The organism is Paenibacillus oceani (assembly GCF_014705615.1).
Classification (GTDB): Bacteria; Bacillota; Bacilli; order Paenibacillales; family NBRC-103111; genus Paenibacillus_AB; species Paenibacillus_AB oceani.
The window spans coordinates 80,869-97,432 of the sequence record NZ_JACXJA010000044.1 but is presented as its reverse complement, the minus strand read 5'-3'; the positions used below and the strand labels follow the sequence as shown (position 1 = coordinate 97,432).

Below are 16,564 nucleotides of genomic sequence, written 5' to 3'. Positions count from 1 at the left end.
CGCTCCTATTAAAAAATAGTTCCATTACTTTTCATTACACAAATTTCCCATCATTCAAACCATCTTTTTTGAGGTACCTAAGTAGTTACGTTTTGTTTTACTGATTTACCGTCTTGCTGTTTACCATTTTACTTTTTTAATGTATTGGTTTTGTTGTTTTGGTTTTGTTGTTTTGGTTTTACTGTTTTGGTTTTACTTTTTTGGTTTTCGCTGTTTCGCTGTTTCGCTGTTTTGCTGTTTTGCTGTTTTGCTGTTTTTGCGATTTGGCGTTTTCACGTTTTAATGTTTTGTAAAATAAACCTTCTTAACCGCAAAAAAACAGGAGCGACTTCACGAATCGCTCCCAGCTCTCTATAGCTTGCTACCGCCCAGCAGCTGCCGGCGCATCCATTCGTTGGCGACGAGCGCGTCGCCGTCCGCGTCCAGCGTCTCGTAAAGTCTGCGCCGCAGACCGGCGACGAGGCCGGCCAGCTCCGGCTCGCCGATCCGGTTCGTCAGCTCGGCCGGGTCGGCCGTCAGCTCATACAATTCGTCCGTATCGGTCGGATTCCAGATGTATTTCCATTCCTTCGTCCGGATCATCCGCTGCGTATACAGCCCGAACTGCTGCCCGTTATACGAGGCCACGACGGCATCCCGCCAATCTGGGTCGTCCAGTCCGCCGCTCACCAGTTTGGCCCAGGAACGGCCCTGCAGGTGATCCGGATCGTCCGGCTGCAATCCGAGCAGGTCGAGCAGCGTCGGGGCGAGATCCAGCAAATTGTAGACGAGCCCGCCGCACGCCGTTCCTTCCTTCACGACGCCCGGGTACCGGACGATCAGTGGGACGTGCACGACATCGTCGTACAAAATATAATGTTTGTCCATCATCCGGTGCGAACCGCACATATCGCCATGATCGGCGGTAAAAAGGACGAGAGTGTCGTCGGCGGCGCCAAGCCGGTCCAGTGTCTGCAGCACGCGTCCGACCGCTTCGTCCAGTTGGCTGATGATGCCGTAGTACCGGGCGACGACGGGAGCCCAGTCGTTCCAGGTAAAGTTCTCGATCCCCCAGTTCAGCAGCTGCTGCTTCTGAATATACGGCTTCCCGGCGAACGTCTCCGCGAAACCGTCCCACTGCGGAACCGTGTCCGGATCGTACATGGTGGCGAAATGCCCGGCAGGGCGGCAGGGCAGATGCGGCTCCGGGAAATGAAGCGCCATATGCCACGGCTTCCCGGAATTGTGCAGCAGCTCGAGCTGATCCTCGGCACGCGCTGCGAGCCAATGGGTGCGCGAATGTTCGAGCGGAATCGGACTCGCCTCGCCGAAAAATCCGTTCGAGAACTTCACGTACGGATAGCGCTGCTTGACGAACCGGGCGTATTCGGCTTCGCCGGTATACGAACCGTAACCGAAAGCGGTGGCGTCCAAGGTCGGATGAACGCCCCATTTGCCGAGAAAAGCGGACACGTAGCCGCTGCTTTCGAGCGTTCGTGCCCAGCTGTACCCATCGGGCTGGAGCGAGGCGACGGGTAGGGCTCCGTTAAAGTTCCATAATGCCCCGAACGTTTCGGCCCTTCGCCCGTTCATCAGCGATTGCCTGGCCGGTCCGCATACCGGAATATGCGAATAAGCGCCCGAAAATACGGCGCCTTGAGAAGCTAGCAGATCAAGATTCGGCGTGCGGACCGGATATTTGCCGCTGGAGCCGATACAATCGTAGCGGAGCTGGTCCGCCGTAATCAGCAGAACATTCGGACGTCTTTTCCCCATAACGGATCGTGAAGGTCTCCTTTCCCAAGTCAGGAATCAACGCACTTCGCGCTGCAGCCGGCGCAGTTCCAGCCCTTGGCGGTACCGGCTCGGCGGGCAGCCGACATGTCGGAGGAACAGGCGGCTGAAGAAGGAAGGGTCGTCATAACCGACCAGCGAAGCGACAGTGATCACTTTTTCTTCCGATTCGGTCAGCAGACGTTTGGCCCGTTCGATCCGGATGTCATGCAGCACATCGATGATGCTGCGGCCGAATTCCTGCCTCATGAGCCGGTTCAGCTGGCGTATGCTGACATTGAACAGTCCGGCCAGCGATTCCAGCGTGATCTTTTTGTCGTAATTACGTTCCATATAACCGTAAATGCGTCTTGCCGTTATTTCCCGGTCAACTTGGCGCGGAGAAGGAATCGTCCCCCGGTTTTGCATCAGAGAGTAGTAACGGGAGAGAAGGACGAGCAGCTCGATCAGCTGCAGCCGGATCAATGTTTTGTGGCCGAGACCGCGGTTGCCGATTTCCCGGATCATGCTGTCCAGCAGTTGGAGCACGAATACCGCATCCTGCCCGTGCAGATTGAGCCGGTGGTTGAAGCGGACATCCTGATTCATAAACGGATGCACGTAGAAATAGTCCATCGAAGCGGTAATCTCCAGCTCCTTCAGAAGCGCGTCGGGGATGAAGGACGGCATGAACAAACAGTTGACGATTTCCATGTGTTCGCCGGGATTTACGGAGTAGGCATGGGTTTCACCGGGATTGATGATGTAGACGTCTCCGGCCCCGATCTCATATTCCGTCCCCTGGAAAATGTGATAACCGCTTCCCCCGACGACGTATACGAGCTCGACGAATTCGTGGCCGTGCTCCGCGATCGCTCCTTGGACATGCCGGGTAATCCAAAACGGGAATTCCTCTCTCATTAATCCGCTGCTTCTGATCATATCCTTCATCCTTTGCTTCACTCCTCGCCCTATAACTCCGAACATCCGGTCGCTTTATGACGGTTTTGATGCGTAACGGTTAGCGGTTATGAACGGCCGAGTCGAAACGTTCCCGGCGGGGATCGCGCTTCCAGTCGTCCCAGGATAGTCCGGCGGAATCGAGAATTTGCTCGATCCGTCTGCGGAAGGGAAGACCGGCCTCCCGGAGTTGCCGCTCCATCGGGTCCTCCCGGCCGCTAAGCTTGCGGCTTACGAAGTCGAGTAGCTCGCGTTCGAGCCGATCCGCCAACTCCGGCAGCGAGTCGGCCAAATTGACCGTCTCCCCGGGGTCGGTCTGCAGGTCGTACAGTTCTCTCGCAGGCCGGATATAGGGGCCGGAATCGTAAGTCCGGATCAGCTTGTACCGGTCGGTCCGGATCGCCCTGGCCGCCTGCCAGGCGCACTCGCTCAAATAAACGGTGTCGTGGGTCCGGTCGGCCGTTCCCTCGATAGCGGGCCACAAGCTTTTGCCGTCCAGACCGTCCGGATCTTGCAGCTTCTCGCTGCGAATGTCTGCCGGCTGTTCGCGGCGGACGGCTTCGAGAATCGTCGGCAGCAGATCGACCTGCTGGACGAATCCCGGCACCCGGCGGCCTTCCGGCATCCGTCCGGGCCATCTCATAATGACCGGAACGTGTACGGTCGGCTCGTACAACCCGCAATGATCCCAATAAATATCGTGTTCGGTCAAGCTTTCTCCATGATCGCCGAACAGGACAAGCAGCGTATCCTCGCGGATGCCGAGCGCCTCCAGCCGGTCATCCAGCTCCTTCAGCCGGTCGTCCAGATAGCGGATCTCCGCGTCGTATAACGCGTCATAGTAGTCGCTGTCGGTCACCGCGCCGATCAAATCGTAATGATGATGCTTGAAGAACGGATAGGCCAGATGGTTGTAAGCCTGTTCCATGCTGCGGTTGGCCGGGTCCCGGGGATCGCGTCCGACATCGTAAAACTGCGGTATCAGCTCTTGGGGCGGCAAATACGGCGTATGCGCGTCCCAGTAATGCAGGAACAGAAAAAACGAATCGTCCTTATGCTGCTCCAGCCAAGGAAAAGCAAGCTCGTTTATCGTCTTGCCGTCGATCCAGCGGTTGCCGCCTACGCTGTTGATATAATACCGGTACCCTCTGGCGAACCATTCCTTCAATTGATACAAATTATCGACAGCGGAGGTCGTAAATCCGGCCGACCGCAGCAGGGAGGGCAGCCATGCGGTCGATTTCGGCAAGGCGGTCAGTTCCGAGCCGTGCGAGACGACGCCGGTGGTCAGCCCGATTTTGCCGGTAAAGACACCGGTATGCGCCACCTCGGTCGGAATATCCGCGGCATAAGCCCGCTCGAACAGCACCCCTTCGCGGGCGATCCGGTCCATATGCGGGCTGGTCGGCTTGTTATAACCGTAAGCGCCAAGTCGGGAGGCGCGCAGTGTGTCCAGCGAGATCAGTATGATCTTCATTCCAGTTTCCTCCTAATCGGCCCATTCGTCAAGCGGTTACATCAGGCCGAGCCGCGTTAGGATGGCGGCGCTGTTCGTTTCGAGCGAATCGGACGACGTCCGGATCGTCACATCGGGTGCGAGCGGAACTTCATACGGATCGGATATTCCGGTAAAATGCTTCAACTCGCCTTGTCTCGCTTTGGCGTACAGCCCCTTGACGTCACGCCGTTCGCATTCTTCCAGCGGGCATTCCACATAAATCTCGACATATCCGGCAAGCTCCTTGCGGGCATAATCGCGCATCTCCGCGTAGGGGGTAATCGCCGAGACGAGAACGATCACCTCATGCTTCGCCAGCAGTCCCGCAACATAAACGATGCGTTTAATGTTTTCCAGCCGTTCTTCGCGCGTAAAGCCCAGCCCTTTACAGATCGTCTGACGCAGCGCGTCGCCGTCCAGCAGCTCCACGCGGCGTCCTTGTTCGAGCAGCCGGTCTCTTACATATTCGGCGGTTGTCGTTTTTCCTGCTCCGGATAAGCCGGTAAACCATAATACGTTCGCTTGCTTATTCATGTCAGCGTTCCTCCGGTGGTCTAAGTTGAAGCTTCCGGCTTCGGCACATCGACGGGCTGGCCGCCGAGCTCATGAGAGCGGATCGCGGCTTCGATAATCTCCTGCGCGGCGAGCGCGTCGGCGCCCGACGCATCGATATCGCCGGGGGCAACGCCCGCCTTGATTTGTTCCACAAAACGGTTGATGCGAATCCGGAACGTATCGTTAAAACCCGTCATCCCGTTAAAGATCGGATTGCGGAATACGGTCAGATCGCCTGAATGATGCGGATAATAGGTCATGCTTTCGTACACGTTGTCGATGACGATTCGTCCTTCATTGCCCGCCACTTCGCAATATTCGATCGGATGGCGCATCGACATATCGTAGCTGCCGGTCAAATGTCCGACGGCTCCGGAGGCAAATTGCATATTGACTGATACGGTCGACCACGACTGGCGGCCCGGCGCCTTCGTCATAAACGACTGTACCCGTGCCACGTCCCCGCCGAAATACCGCATCACGTCGATCGAATGGGGGTGAAGCGCTCGCATGTGGAGCCATTCCGTATCCTCCTGCGGATTTTGAATCGTCAGTCGCATATTCAGGAAGAGGAGGGAAGAGCCCAGCTTTCCCTCCGTAACGAGCTCCTTCGCGCGAAAGGCGGCGGGCGTGAACCGGTGGTTCAGATTGCAGGCGAACCGGACGCCCCGTTCGCGGGCGAATGCGACCATCCGTCTCGCCTCGTCGATCCGGTTCGAGATCGGCTTCTCGACGAGCACGTCTTTGCCGGCTTCGATCGCCGCCATCACCGGCGCGTAATGGTGACTGCCTTTCTCTACGCCGGACGTCGCCACGATGACGACGTCGATCGGTTCCTTGGCCAGCATCTCGGCCATATCCGTATAGGCGGGCACTCCGTATTCCAGCCCGGCTTTTTGCGCCCGCTCCGGCATCAGGTCGCAGACGGCCGCAAGCTCCGTATCGGGATGCTGCCGGTACGTGCGGCAATGAATGCCGCCGATATGATTAACGCCTATCACCGCGATTTTGATCATGGTGAACCTTCCTTTCCGTACGCCGGATCGGTGTAATGAGCCTTGTTCAGGCAATACGCTCGTGTTCTATGAAGGATCCGGGAATCGGCGATCGGTGCCGTCCGGTTACGCGTTCTCACTTCTCCGCTTTTTTCTCCTGAAGGGACCGGGCGTTGACGATCGAACCGATATACATGCCGTCGTACGCTTCCTGCGAAGTCGTGAACGGCTTGCCTTTGCCGTGCCAGTTCAAGTTCGTGAAGATCGGATTGACACGGTTCGTTTCCGCTTCGCGCTTGGCGATATAATCGTTCATCCGCTTCTCGAGAAGCGCCACGATCTCCGGCTCCTGGTCCGCGACGTTGTGATTCTCCTCCGGATCGTGGATCAGATTGTACAGCTCGATCTCCGGCTTGAAGTGGAAGTCCGGCTCCAGCGCGCGGATCAGCTTCCATTCCGGCGTACGCCAGCCGTGCTTGCGCATCCAGGTGCATTCGGTAATATAAAATTCGCTGATCCGTTTGATTTCGTCCCCGTTCATCCATTTTACCAGGTTTTGTCCGTCGAACTGGATATTCGTTTCGATTCCGAGCAGATCGAGCACGGTCGGCATAATGTCCTGGATCAGCGATACGCTCGAGCACCGTTTGCCCGCAGGAACGACGCCGGGATATTTAATAATCAGCGGTACGACGAGCGTGCAGTCGTACAAGCCGTGATGATCGAAGTAGCAGTCGTGCTCGTACAGCGTCTCGCCGTGATCGGCCGTAATGACGATCAGTGTCTCTTCGGTAATGCCGAGCGCGTCCAGCTTGGCAAAGATCGACTGGATGCACGCATCCATATAAGCGACGGCGCCGTCGTATTGGGCGGTCACATAGGCGTGATCGGTGACGCCTTCGGGAATCCACGATTTCAGAAAATCGGCAAACGGCTTGAACCCGTATACCGGTTCCATCGACGAGATGGACGGATCTTTCTCGTCGCCTCCGTAGAAGGTGCGCTCATACGGCTGCGGCGGCAAGTAAGGAGAGTGGGGGTCCATATGCCGCAGGAACAGGAGGAACGGCTTATCGTCGGCGGCTAGCCGCTCCAGCTCGGGAATGGCGACCTCGTTCAGGTTTTGCGCCTTCGGCGCGCGTCCGGTCTCGTCCGGGTGCCAGGATTCGAAGTTCAGGTACGTCTGAAACCCGCGCGACGACGGATTGCCGGTAAATCCGATGCAGGTCGTATTGTAGCCGTTCTCGCCGAGCACCTCGGGCAGTGTGCGCACATGGTCGCCGAGCGGGCCTTTGTGCCGGAGCGCGACCACATCGGTTCCGAATACGTCCATGCCGGTCAGCATCGCGGCATACGCCGGGGTGGTAGGGATGCTGGGGCTGAAATGCTGCTCGAACAGGACGCCCTCCGAGGCGATTTTATCGAGGTGCGGCGTGGTCAGCCTGGAATAGCCGTACGAGCTGATATGGTCGCGGCGCAAACTGTCGATGCCGAATAGGATCACATTCGGTTTTTTGGTTGACATTTGGATTCCTCCTAAAAGTGGATGCCCGGTCCGGCGTTAGGAGCCCGGTTTTTGGCGCATCTCCTGCTTATGAGCGTAAAAGGTATCTGCCGATTAGGCGCGGTTTGTACCTCTTAATTGGTTCGAAACCGCTTAGCAAAGGGAAATAAGAGCGATTTGAATATTTGAAACTCTTATTTCCCGTGAAAATCGTGCAAACCCGGCTAATTGGTTGAAATAAGGGGTGCAAACCGCCCTTATATACCTCGATCTTCTAAATAAGCCGAAAATAAAGGGTACAAACATCGCTTATTTCATTAGATGAGGCGGTAAATAGTATGTTTTTGAGTATGAGCTGCGGGGAAGCTCACCGCTCACTTCGCAAGCTCAGCCGCAGCGTATCGATCAGCGGGCGCCCAGCTGTTTCAGGCAAGCGTTCAAATACCCGTACGATTCGGCCGCTACGATCGAAACCTGGGCGAGCGAATGCTCGGGAGTCGCCCCGATTACTTCGAGGACGACCGGGCCGTTGTAGCCGCCGTCGACCATCGCTTTGCAGTAGCCGAACAAATCGATATCGCCCCGTCCGCACGCCTGCATCTCGATCGGCCCCGGTCCGCGTTCCCGGCCTTTGCAGTCGCGGATATGAATATGTTTGACCCGGCTAAGGACGGCCGGCAGCGCTTCTTCGGCGTTTTCGCCGGCGCGGTGAATATGGCTCGGGTCCATATCGATGCCGAAGGCGGCCGAGCCGATCTCCTTCATCGCCCGCAGCGTCGTGGGCGTATTGTAGATGGCGTTGCCGACGTGTGCTTTCACGCATAAGGTAACGCCGAAATCGGCGGCTTTCTCGGACAAGCGGCCCAGCTTGTCGATCGAAGCGACTACATCTTCCTCGACGCCGAGCTTGCCTCCGGGGCCGACGTTGATGACCGGTATGCCGATCTCCGCCGCCGCTTCGAATGCCGGCAGCAGCCGCTCTTCGCTTAAGGAGGCGACCTCCGTCGACAGAAATTCAAGGCCGTTCTCCTGAACGATCGCCTGCAGCTCGTTTTTCTGTTCCTTCCACCTGCTCAGATCGAGATGCTCGCACATCCCCTGGATAGCCGATATTTCCACTCCGTCATAACCGCAAAGCGCGATTTGTTTGGCAGCGGTGGCAAAGTCGAATTGCTTGAACAAGACCGAATTGACGCCAAGCTTAATCATTGTGTAGTCCCCCTTAACGCATCGTGTGCGGATCGCCGATCAGCGGCGGCAGTGCATGCGGTCTGACGACTTCGCCGCCCCGCTCGTACGATTCCATTACGGCAAATGTATATTCCAGCACCGCCAGCGCATCCCTTCCGTTCGCGCGAAGCTGATCGCGGGGCACTCCGTTCGAAATGTCCTCGAGGAAGGCGTGCAGCCGGTTGTTGAAGGTCCGGTTGAAATCGGTCGTTCCGTAGTGGGTCACTTCCGGTTCCTTCTGTACGCTGATGGCCGGAATCCCTTTCTCCGCTTTCCAGAACGACACTTTCTCTACGCAGTTCTCGATACAAAACGTGCCGCGCGTCCCCGCCATCTCGACACTCCACCATCCGCCGAGACCGTACACCGCATCGCCTCTTTGGCTGAGCAGGTAACCGACGCCGCCGTTTGCGAATTTGACGTGAATGCTGTTGATCGACACCATGACGTCGCCTGCGCTTCTGCGGAAGCCGGGACGGTCGGAGAACGTCTGGATGTGCGTAATGTCTCCGCAGAAGTAACGCATAACCGAGAACGGATGAGTCAGAAACGCCTTCATATGAAAGTATGGATGACCTTTGATTTTCGGCGAACCTGCCAGAGCGTAATTCAGCTCCCCGCCGTTAAAGCCCATCTTGGTCAAGCAGTAGACCAGTTCTCCGATCTCGCCGTTATCCACATATTGCTTCGCTTTCTCGGCAGGAGGGGTGAAGTAGTGGTTCAAGTTGCAGCCGAGGTACACTTTCTGCTTATCCGCATAAGCGACCAGCTCGCGCGCCTGCTGCACGTCGTGGCAGATCGGCTTCTCGACGAGCACATGCTTCCCGTAGCTGACCGCTTCCATCGCGGGTTCGAAATGCCAGCTTCCATTGTCGATTCCGCCGGTCGTTACGTCGACGATTTGCAGATCCGGCTCGTTTTCGATCATATCCTTCAAGCTGTAATACGCCTTTACGCCGTATTTCTCGGCGACCGCGTCCGCGCGTTCCTTCACGACGTCGCATACCGCGATCAGGTCGGCCAGGTCATCCTCCTGATAACAAGCCGCATGGTTTTTACCGATTCCGTTTAATCCGACTATCCCGATTTTTAATGCCATTCGCACTGCTTCCCGGCTCGCCCGGTCCGTGCAATGCCGGCGTATTAGGAGGATCGGAAGCGGGTTGACTCTTCGCCGACACCATCGTTCACTCCCACCTATGACCGGCATAGCACCAAGGCGGCGGAAAGCTTCACCTGCCTCTCGTCACATAATGGATTTTACGTATTGGTTCCTAGTCTGTTATCGCTTACAAACGCTCGATCATCGGATCGTCCAGCGTCACTCTCCGGCCTTGCAGCGAAGAAGCATAGCAAGCCAGCACGAGGCGCAGCGAAGTGCGCCCTTCCTCCGCCGTAGCCAAAGGCGGCCGTTCTCCCCGCACAAATTCGGCCAGCGGCCGCGCCAAGCCGCGTATGCGATAGCCGTGATTAGGCGGGCTTTCGATATCGCTGGCCGTCCAGACGCCGGTCGCCGCTTCGAATCGTTTCAACCCGGGCCCGTCTCCCGGCCGGGCGATGTTGCAGCTGGTGGCGTCGCCGTAATTTTGCACGATCGTTCCGCGTTCGGCGATAATCTCCGTCGTATTTTCCGCCGCTGTACAGGTGAAGGAGCAGTTCACCTCGGCGATCGGTCCGCCCGGATAGCGGAAGATGGCGATCCCGTTATTCATCGGAATGCGCGGGTTGTACAGCGACTCGATCTCGGCCGTTACGCTTTCCGGAACACCCAGCCAGTAATAGAGCAGGTCAATCGGATGAGCGGCGTCATCGGCCCAAATGTCGCGGTTGTACTCGGGCTGGACATGCCAGGAGTCGGCGAAACTTTCCTGAAGCCCCATCGCGAGCCCGTGTCTTCGGCGGATCATGAACAGCTGCCCGAGCTCGCCGCTGTCGATCCATTGCTTCATCTGCCTATTTTGCGGGTCGGCCCTCATCTGCCATGCCATCGTAAATGGTACGCCGTGCTTACGGACCGCCTCGACGATCCGGTCCGCCTCGCGGATCGTAAGCGCCATCGGCTTTTGCAAAATAATCGCTTTGCCGGCGGCCGCCGCTTGTTCGGCCAGATCGGCATGCTTCGACGTCTCCGAGGCGATCACGACTGCGGCGATATCGTCCCGATCGAGCAGGGCGGATACGTCTTCATAAGGCTGCAGCCCGAACGTTTCCGACGCTTTCCGCAGTCTCGCCGGGTCGTGGTCCCATCCGGCTACAACCTGAATGCCAAGCTCGGAGTTGTTCCATTCGCTGCAGTAAGTCGATACATGGCCGTGGGCAAAGCCTAACACGCCTATACGTACCGGTTCGCTCATGCTCACACTCCTTCCGATTGGAGAAACGTTTTCCGGATGACTGGGTCTAGGAGCTTTTCATACTTCCATCATAATCGTCGGCCTTGCCGGTTTCATGGTGGATCGGGACAATAATAAGATCGATCGGGACGGAACGAGGCTGCCCGCATGTAAAACTTATCTGTAAGGCTGCAAAAGCAAAAAGCAAAAGGCAAAAGGCAAAAAGCAAAAAGCGTTCAGGCACAAAACCTATATTGACAAAACGTTTAAAATCAGATATCTTTAATTTAAGATAATAATATTTAAGATAAAGTGGAGTGTTGGATGCGGGAGAAGGGAGAGGGCAAAATAATGAAACGCTGTTTTTCGAATTCCATGTCGGCCCGGCCTTCAGTAAGAGGCGGCTTTCCATAGGTACCGGACGGCTCATTAGCTGCTGTAACGTTCGTAGATTGCAACGCCGTTATCCCTGTCTTTATATGAGAGGACAGCAGTTTAGGGAACCCCGTCGCAGACGAATGTTCACAAAGCGCAGCAGCCGGAGCTGCAATATTCGCTTCATTCCGGGCCAGGCATTACGATCAAGCAGGAGGGATTCAAGATGACTTTGCAAACAGCAGGCATTCACCACATTACGGCATTTGCCAGAAGCCCGCAGGAAAATGTAGATTTTTACGCTGGCGTGTTAGGCCTTAGGCTGGTTAAAAAGACGATTAACTTCGATGCTCCCGAAGTGTATCATCTGTATTTCGGCAACGAGCAGGGCAGTCCGGGGACGATCATTACGTTTTTTCCGTTTCCCGGCTCGCGCAAAGGCAGGATCGGAGGAGGGCAGACCGGGATTACTTCGTACGCGGTCCCTCCGAGATCGCTGGATTTTTGGGAGGAGCGGCTGGGCAGCTTCGGCGTCCCGGTCGTGAAATCGGTTCGTTTCTCGGAACAGGTTCTGCAATTTTCCGATAACGAAGGACTGAGGCTGGAGCTGGTGGAACGGGAGGAAGGGCTTGCAAGCACATGGTCGTTCGGAGGCATTCCGGTGGACAAGGCGATCAAAGGTTTTGCCGGAGCGGTTCTGTACAGCGTCAATTCCGCAAAAACGATCGAGGCGCTGGAAAGCATACTCGGCCTGAAAAAGGTGGACAGCACCGATGAATATGTGCGGTTTCGGGCACATGGCGAGATTGGCAACGTTATTGACGTGCGGCTGGCCAATATGGACTGGGGGAGCGGCGGAGCCGGTACGGTTCACCATATCGCCTGGCGGGCGAAACATTTTGACGAGCACGAGGCGTGGAGAACGAAAGTGACGGAGCATGGCTACCAGCCGACACCGGTTATAGACCGTCAATATTTCAATGCGGTGTATTTCCGGGAAGCGGGCGGCATTTTGTTCGAGATCGCTACGGACCCTCCAGGGTTCGCCGTGGACGAGAACACCGGCGCTTTAGGGGAGAAGCTGATGCTGCCGGAATGGTACGAACCGCAGCGGGCGCAGATCGAAGCGAACTTGCTGCCGATAAAAGTCCGCGAACGGGAGGCGAAGGTGAAATGAACCATCTCTTTCAGAAAGGGGCCGATCCGGCGGCCCCGACGCTTGTTCTGCTTCACGGCACCGGAGGCAACGAACGGGACCTTGTGCCGTTAGCCCGGGCGATCGCTCCGGACTCGTCTTACTTGGGACTTCGAGGCAACGTGCTTGAAAATGGAATGCCGCGTTTTTTCAGGCGTCTTGCGGAAGGCGTCTTCGACGAAGAGGATTTGCTGTTCCGCACGGATGAAGTAAGGCGGTTTCTGGACGAGGCGGCCGTCCGGTATGAATTGGACCGCTCGAATCTGGTGGCCGTCGGCTACTCGAACGGGGCGAATCTGGCAGGAAGTCTGCTGTTCCATCACGAACGCGTACTGCGCGGTGCGATTCTCCACCATCCGATGGTGCCGCGCCGGGGAGTGACGCTGCCGGATCTGGCCGGGACGCCGGTATTTATCGGGGCGGGAACGAACGATCCGATCTGCTCTCCGGGCGAGACGGAGGAGCTTGGGAACCTGCTGCGCGGAGCCGGTGCGGAGGTCGACGTTCACTGGGAGTCGTTCGGTCATCAATTAACCGCCTCGGAGGCGGAAGCCGCGGCCGTCTGGTTCCGCAGCAAGTTCGGCAGCCGGAAGCCCGGCGAGTAATCCCGCTGGCAATCGGGCATGGCTATATAATAACAGGCAGCAGATAGGAGCAGGTGGGATGATCTCGATAGATCCGGCTTTACAAAGCGACCGTGACAATTACAAGCTGCTTAATAGCGATCTGCTGATCGGCCGTGTCGTCCGGTTTCACATCGCCGAGGCTTTGTACGAGAACGGGCGTATCGACGCCCGCAAGCTGCAGCCGGTAAGCCGGCTCGCCGGCTCGAACTACGGCAAGCTGGGCGAGTTGTTCTCGCTGGAACGCCCTGAGTAGTCGCACTCGATTTGATGAAAGGAAAGGCTTTCTGACCGTCTGACCGAAGCCTTTGCCGCACGATGGATGGCTCTGCGTAAGAGCGGGGAGCTTAACAAGATACAGAAACGCGCGGTTTGTCTTTTCAAATGGCGGATCAACGCATTATGTAGAATGGGTTGATCAGACTCGTCATGAAAGCGCAGTATAGCTCGAGGCTTTGCCTCGGGTGAATTTTGAAACTTCACCGAACAAACTTCGCGTACGCGCCCGCTCTCTCAAGTAAAATAAGAGTCTTTGGCAGCCGCTATATTCGGCCTATTACGACGACAGAAGCAAATAAAGGCGGTTTGCACCCGTTATTTCTACCAATCGGCCGGATCAGCACCATTTTCGCGGAATATAGAAGCTACAAACCGCTCTTATTTCCCTATTCAAGCGGATTTCGGACAATATAAGGGGTACAAACCGCTCTTATTTCGCTTCCCGCTTGCTGTTCAAGTACAACAGTGTGGATGCACAGGGCCAATTTACTATCGACTACAGGCTCAAGCATCGCCGAATCACATTTTTGCCAAGCGGCAGGGAATGTGCGTGTAAATCCGTTTACTCCCCCTCTCTTACAGAAAAGAAGCATTCCAAACGTTACTCTCCCGAAAATAAGCCCTCGATCCGCGTGCGCGGCATTCGTGCTGCCGTACGCGGATCGAGGGCTTTGCTGCTGCAAGTTCAGACCCAGCCGAGCAGGCGGGCCGTCTGAGCGATAACAAAAGTGATGAAGATTGCGATCGAGAGCGGGATGAGGGCGGACAGCACCGTCCACTTGGCACTTTTCGTTTCCTTGTAGATATTAAACAGCGTCGTGCCGCACGGGTAATGGAGCAGAGAGAACAGCATCATATTAAGCGCCGTCAGCCAAGTCCAGCCGTGATTAAGGAAGATGTCCTTGATTCCGTCGAGACCGTCGGCATCAACCATCGCTCCGGAGGACAAGTAGCCCATGAGCAAAATCGGCAGCACGATTTCATTTGCCGGAAGTCCGAGGATGAACGCCATCAAAATATAGCCGTCCAGACCGATCGCTTGGGCGAACGGATCGAAGAAGGCGGCCATATGAGCGAGTATGCTTTCGCCGCCGACCATAATATTGCCTAGAATCCACGTAATTACGCCGGCCGGAGCGGCCACGATGACGGCGCGCTTCAGAACGCTCCACGATTTGTCGCGGGAAGCGAGCAGAATCGTCTTGGCGAACTGCGGCTTGCGGTACGGAGGCAGCTCAAGCGTATAGTGCGTCGGCACGCCGCGAAGCATCGTTTTGGACAGCGCCCACGATACGGTAAGCGTAATAACGATGCCGAACAGCACCATGCTCATCACGACCATGGCGGTAGCTACCGTGTGCAGTCCGCCCGCCACGCCGGCTGCCATGAACAGCGACGAGAGCAGGATGAGCGTCGGCCAGCGGCCGTTGCAAGGAACGAAGTTGTTGGTCAGAATCGCTAGCATCCGCTCGCGCGGAGACTCGATAATCCGCGTCGACAAGATCGCGGCGGCGTTGCAGCCAAAGCCCATCGACATCGTCAGCGCCTGCTTGCCGTGTCCGCCCGACTTTTTGAATAGCCGGTCCATGTTAAAAGCGACCCGCGGCAAGTAACCGAAATTCTCGAGCAGGGCAAACGTCGGGAAAAAAATCGCCATCGGAGGCAGCATCACGCTAATGACCCAGGAGGTGCCCCGGAAGAAGCCGAGCACCAGGATGCCGTGCAGCCAGGCCGGCGCGTTCACCGCCTGAAAACCGGCGGTCAAATACGATTCGATCACGCCGAAGAAATCGGCGATTAGTGCGGAGGGCACATTCGCTCCCGCAATAGTCAGCCAGAATACGACGCCCAGAATCAGGAACATGATCGGGTAGCCCCATAGCTTGGAGGTGACGATCCGGTCGAGCTTATAAGCGCCTTCCAGTTTTTTCTTATCCTCGTATCGAACCGTTTCCTTGCAGATGTCCCGGCTCAATCTGTATATATCGCTGACGATTCCGTCCCGGACGGAGTCGCCGTCGCCGGATTTCCGTGCGATGTCTAGAAGGGCGTCGAGCCGGTCGGAATTAGTGGCAGACAGGTTGCTCATGACGCACGACCTCCTTGACGGCGGTAGATGACCCGAGCGGAGCGTCCATTCTCGCCTTTAACGATTGCAGCAAGCTTTCGTCTCCGTCCAGCAGTCTCAGGGCGATCCAGCGCGTCGGGTAGCGGGCGCCTAACGTTTCTCGGATGACGGGCTCCAGCTCCGCAATTTTACGCTCGATCTGCTCGTTGTACGGGATCATCACCGGATGCGGCACGAGCTTGCCGGAAGCGACCCGCTCGACCTGCTCCAGCAGCACGTCGATCCCTGTCTTATTACGGGCGGAGATCGCTACAACCGGCACGCCGAGCCTTTGTCCGATCTTGGCCAGATCGACCCGGATTCCCAGCTTCGCCGCCTCATCCATCAGGTTGACGCATACGACGGCGCGGTTCGTCATCTCCAGCACCTGCAGCGCCAAATTCAAGTTGCGCTCCAGCGAGGTGGCGTCGATAACGACGATCGTGACGTCCGGCTGCTCGAAAATGATATAATCCCGGGCGACTTCTTCGTCGGCCGAGTTGGAGTATAAGGAATACGTGCCCGGCAGGTCGATAATTTTGTAGGCGGCATCGCCGTGCTTAAATTCGCCTTCCGCGCGGACGACCGTCTTCCCGGCCCAGTTGCCGGTATGCTGACGAAGACCGGTTAATGTATTAAACAACGTGCTTTTTCCCGTGTTCGGATTGCCGGCGAGCGCTATCGTATAGGTTCTCATGTCCCATCGCCTCCCAAAGGCTCCCCGAATATAAGTGAACTTTCTTCCTTGCGCAGCGCTATCGTCGTGTTATTGACCCGAAATGCGGTCGGATCGCCGAGCGGACTGCGCTGTACGACTTCCACCACGCTGCCCGGGACGAATCCGAGATCGAGCAGCCGCCGGCGCAGGACGCCTTGAACCTCGATGCGGCTCAGCACGATCTGACTGCCGACAGCAGCTTTGGATAATGCTTCGTCTTTTGCAGACATCGCCATCACCATCCTGTATTTCCTGTGTGACAAACTGTTTGCCAAGTGCAACTTTTATAATAATCTATGCCGCATATTTGACTAATGTGTCTTGATTTTAGTATAGGGCACAAGTCTTTCCCTGACAACACAAACTTTCGCTAGGGCAAAAAAAAAGAACGGCTCTCAGGTCGTGTATAAATCAGGGAAAATATAGAAAAATAAGAAGGG

13 protein-coding genes and 2 pseudogenes are annotated in these 16,564 nt (G+C 56.5%); 3 read left to right on the top strand and 12 right to left on the bottom strand.

Annotated features, from left to right (window positions below; all coding sequences use genetic code 11):
* Positions 1-351: 351 nt before the first annotated feature.
* The 9 genes and pseudogenes from IDH45_RS26975 to IDH45_RS26935 form a co-directional block, all read right to left on the bottom strand.
* On the bottom strand, positions 352-1,755 hold the full coding sequence (locus tag IDH45_RS26975; protein WP_190931253.1) for a sulfatase-like hydrolase/transferase: 1,404 nt from the start codon (positions 1,753-1,755) through the stop codon (positions 352-354).
* 36 nt (positions 1,756-1,791) lie between these two features.
* Positions 1,792-2,703, bottom strand: coding sequence for an AraC family transcriptional regulator (locus IDH45_RS26970; RefSeq protein WP_190931252.1), 912 nt, complete (start codon positions 2,701-2,703; stop codon positions 1,792-1,794).
* A 70-nt stretch (positions 2,704-2,773) separates the two neighbouring features.
* The gene (locus tag IDH45_RS26965) at positions 2,774-4,189 is read right to left on the bottom strand and encodes a sulfatase family protein (protein ID WP_190931251.1); all 1,416 of its coding nucleotides are present in this window, start codon (positions 4,187-4,189) and stop codon (positions 2,774-2,776) included.
* 36 nt (positions 4,190-4,225) lie between these two features.
* Positions 4,226-4,750, bottom strand: a pseudogene (gene cysC, locus IDH45_RS26960) (adenylyl-sulfate kinase); the annotation flags it as partial.
* 14 nt (positions 4,751-4,764) lie between these two features.
* The gene (locus IDH45_RS26955) at positions 4,765-5,781 is read right to left on the bottom strand and encodes a Gfo/Idh/MocA family protein (RefSeq protein WP_190931249.1); all 1,017 of its coding nucleotides are present in this window, start codon (positions 5,779-5,781) and stop codon (positions 4,765-4,767) included.
* 115 nt (positions 5,782-5,896) lie between these two features.
* Complete coding sequence (locus IDH45_RS26950; RefSeq protein ID WP_190931248.1) at positions 5,897-7,285, bottom strand: sulfatase family protein; 1,389 nt, start codon at positions 7,283-7,285, stop codon at positions 5,897-5,899.
* Between the two features lie 384 nt (positions 7,286-7,669).
* The gene (locus IDH45_RS26945) at positions 7,670-8,473 is read right to left on the bottom strand and encodes a sugar phosphate isomerase/epimerase family protein (protein WP_190931247.1); all 804 of its coding nucleotides are present in this window, start codon (positions 8,471-8,473) and stop codon (positions 7,670-7,672) included.
* A gap of 13 nt (positions 8,474-8,486) precedes the next feature.
* Complete coding sequence (locus IDH45_RS26940; protein WP_190931246.1) at positions 8,487-9,593, bottom strand: Gfo/Idh/MocA family protein; 1,107 nt, start codon at positions 9,591-9,593, stop codon at positions 8,487-8,489.
* A 190-nt stretch (positions 9,594-9,783) separates the two neighbouring features.
* Positions 9,784-10,848, bottom strand: coding sequence for a Gfo/Idh/MocA family protein (locus tag IDH45_RS26935; RefSeq protein ID WP_190931245.1), 1,065 nt, complete (start codon positions 10,846-10,848; stop codon positions 9,784-9,786).
* 580 nt (positions 10,849-11,428) lie between these two features.
* Here IDH45_RS26935 and IDH45_RS26930 point away from each other — a divergent pair.
* The 3 genes and pseudogenes from IDH45_RS26930 to IDH45_RS26920 form a co-directional block, all read left to right on the top strand.
* Positions 11,429-12,379: a ring-cleaving dioxygenase gene (locus IDH45_RS26930; RefSeq protein ID WP_190931244.1), complete on the top strand. Its 951-nt coding sequence runs from the start codon at positions 11,429-11,431 to the stop codon at positions 12,377-12,379.
* Positions 12,376-13,002: an alpha/beta hydrolase gene (locus tag IDH45_RS26925; RefSeq protein ID WP_190931243.1), complete on the top strand. Its 627-nt coding sequence runs from the start codon at positions 12,376-12,378 to the stop codon at positions 13,000-13,002. The genes IDH45_RS26930 and IDH45_RS26925 overlap by 4 nt, the downstream gene beginning before the upstream one ends.
* A gap of 118 nt (positions 13,003-13,120) precedes the next feature.
* Positions 13,121-13,276 (top strand): annotated as a pseudogene (locus IDH45_RS26920) (flavin reductase family protein); the annotation flags it as partial.
* Between the two features lie 708 nt (positions 13,277-13,984).
* Here IDH45_RS26920 and IDH45_RS26915 read toward each other — a convergent pair.
* From IDH45_RS26915 to IDH45_RS26905, 3 genes are read right to left on the bottom strand one after another with little or no spacing between them, the layout of a single operon-like run.
* Positions 13,985-15,388 carry a ferrous iron transporter B gene (locus tag IDH45_RS26915; protein ID WP_190931242.1) on the bottom strand — a complete coding sequence of 468 codons (1,404 nt, stop codon included), beginning with the start codon at positions 15,386-15,388 and terminating at the stop codon, positions 13,985-13,987.
* Complete coding sequence (locus IDH45_RS26910) at positions 15,366-16,103, bottom strand: FeoB small GTPase domain-containing protein (protein ID WP_190931241.1); 738 nt, start codon at positions 16,101-16,103, stop codon at positions 15,366-15,368. Before IDH45_RS26910 ends, IDH45_RS26915 begins: the two co-directional genes overlap by 23 nt.
* Entirely contained in the window at positions 16,100-16,354 is a 255-nt protein-coding gene (locus tag IDH45_RS26905) for a FeoA family protein (RefSeq protein WP_190931240.1), read from the bottom strand. The genes IDH45_RS26910 and IDH45_RS26905 overlap by 4 nt, the downstream gene beginning before the upstream one ends.
* Between the last annotated feature and the right edge of the window lie 210 nt (positions 16,355-16,564).

Excerpts from the sequence above, each read along its gene's own strand:
- IDH45_RS26925 (WP_190931243.1), top strand. The coding sequence starts at position 12,376 with ATGAACCATCTCTTTCAGAAAGGGGCCGATCCGGCGGCCCCGACGCTT.
- IDH45_RS26965 (WP_190931251.1), bottom strand. The coding sequence starts at position 4,189 with ATGAAGATCATACTGATCTCGCTGGACACACTGCGCGCCTCCCGACTT.
- IDH45_RS26910 (WP_190931241.1), bottom strand. The coding sequence starts at position 16,103 with ATGAGAACCTATACGATAGCGCTCGCCGGCAATCCGAACACGGGAAAA.
- IDH45_RS26940 (WP_190931246.1), bottom strand. The coding sequence starts at position 9,593 with ATGGCATTAAAAATCGGGATAGTCGGATTAAACGGAATCGGTAAAAAC.
- IDH45_RS26945 (WP_190931247.1), bottom strand. The coding sequence starts at position 8,473 with ATGATTAAGCTTGGCGTCAATTCGGTCTTGTTCAAGCAATTCGACTTT.
- IDH45_RS26955 (WP_190931249.1), bottom strand. The coding sequence starts at position 5,781 with ATGATCAAAATCGCGGTGATAGGCGTTAATCATATCGGCGGCATTCAT.
- IDH45_RS26970 (WP_190931252.1), bottom strand. The coding sequence starts at position 2,703 with ATGAAGGATATGATCAGAAGCAGCGGATTAATGAGAGAGGAATTCCCG.
- IDH45_RS26930 (WP_190931244.1), top strand. The coding sequence starts at position 11,429 with ATGACTTTGCAAACAGCAGGCATTCACCACATTACGGCATTTGCCAGA.
- IDH45_RS26915 (WP_190931242.1), bottom strand. The coding sequence starts at position 15,388 with ATGAGCAACCTGTCTGCCACTAATTCCGACCGGCTCGACGCCCTTCTA.
- IDH45_RS26935 (WP_190931245.1), bottom strand. The coding sequence starts at position 10,848 with ATGAGCGAACCGGTACGTATAGGCGTGTTAGGCTTTGCCCACGGCCAT.
- IDH45_RS26950 (WP_190931248.1), bottom strand. The coding sequence starts at position 7,285 with ATGTCAACCAAAAAACCGAATGTGATCCTATTCGGCATCGACAGTTTG.
- IDH45_RS26905 (WP_190931240.1), bottom strand. The coding sequence starts at position 16,354 with ATGTCTGCAAAAGACGAAGCATTATCCAAAGCTGCTGTCGGCAGTCAG.
- IDH45_RS26975 (WP_190931253.1), bottom strand. The coding sequence starts at position 1,755 with ATGGGGAAAAGACGTCCGAATGTTCTGCTGATTACGGCGGACCAGCTC.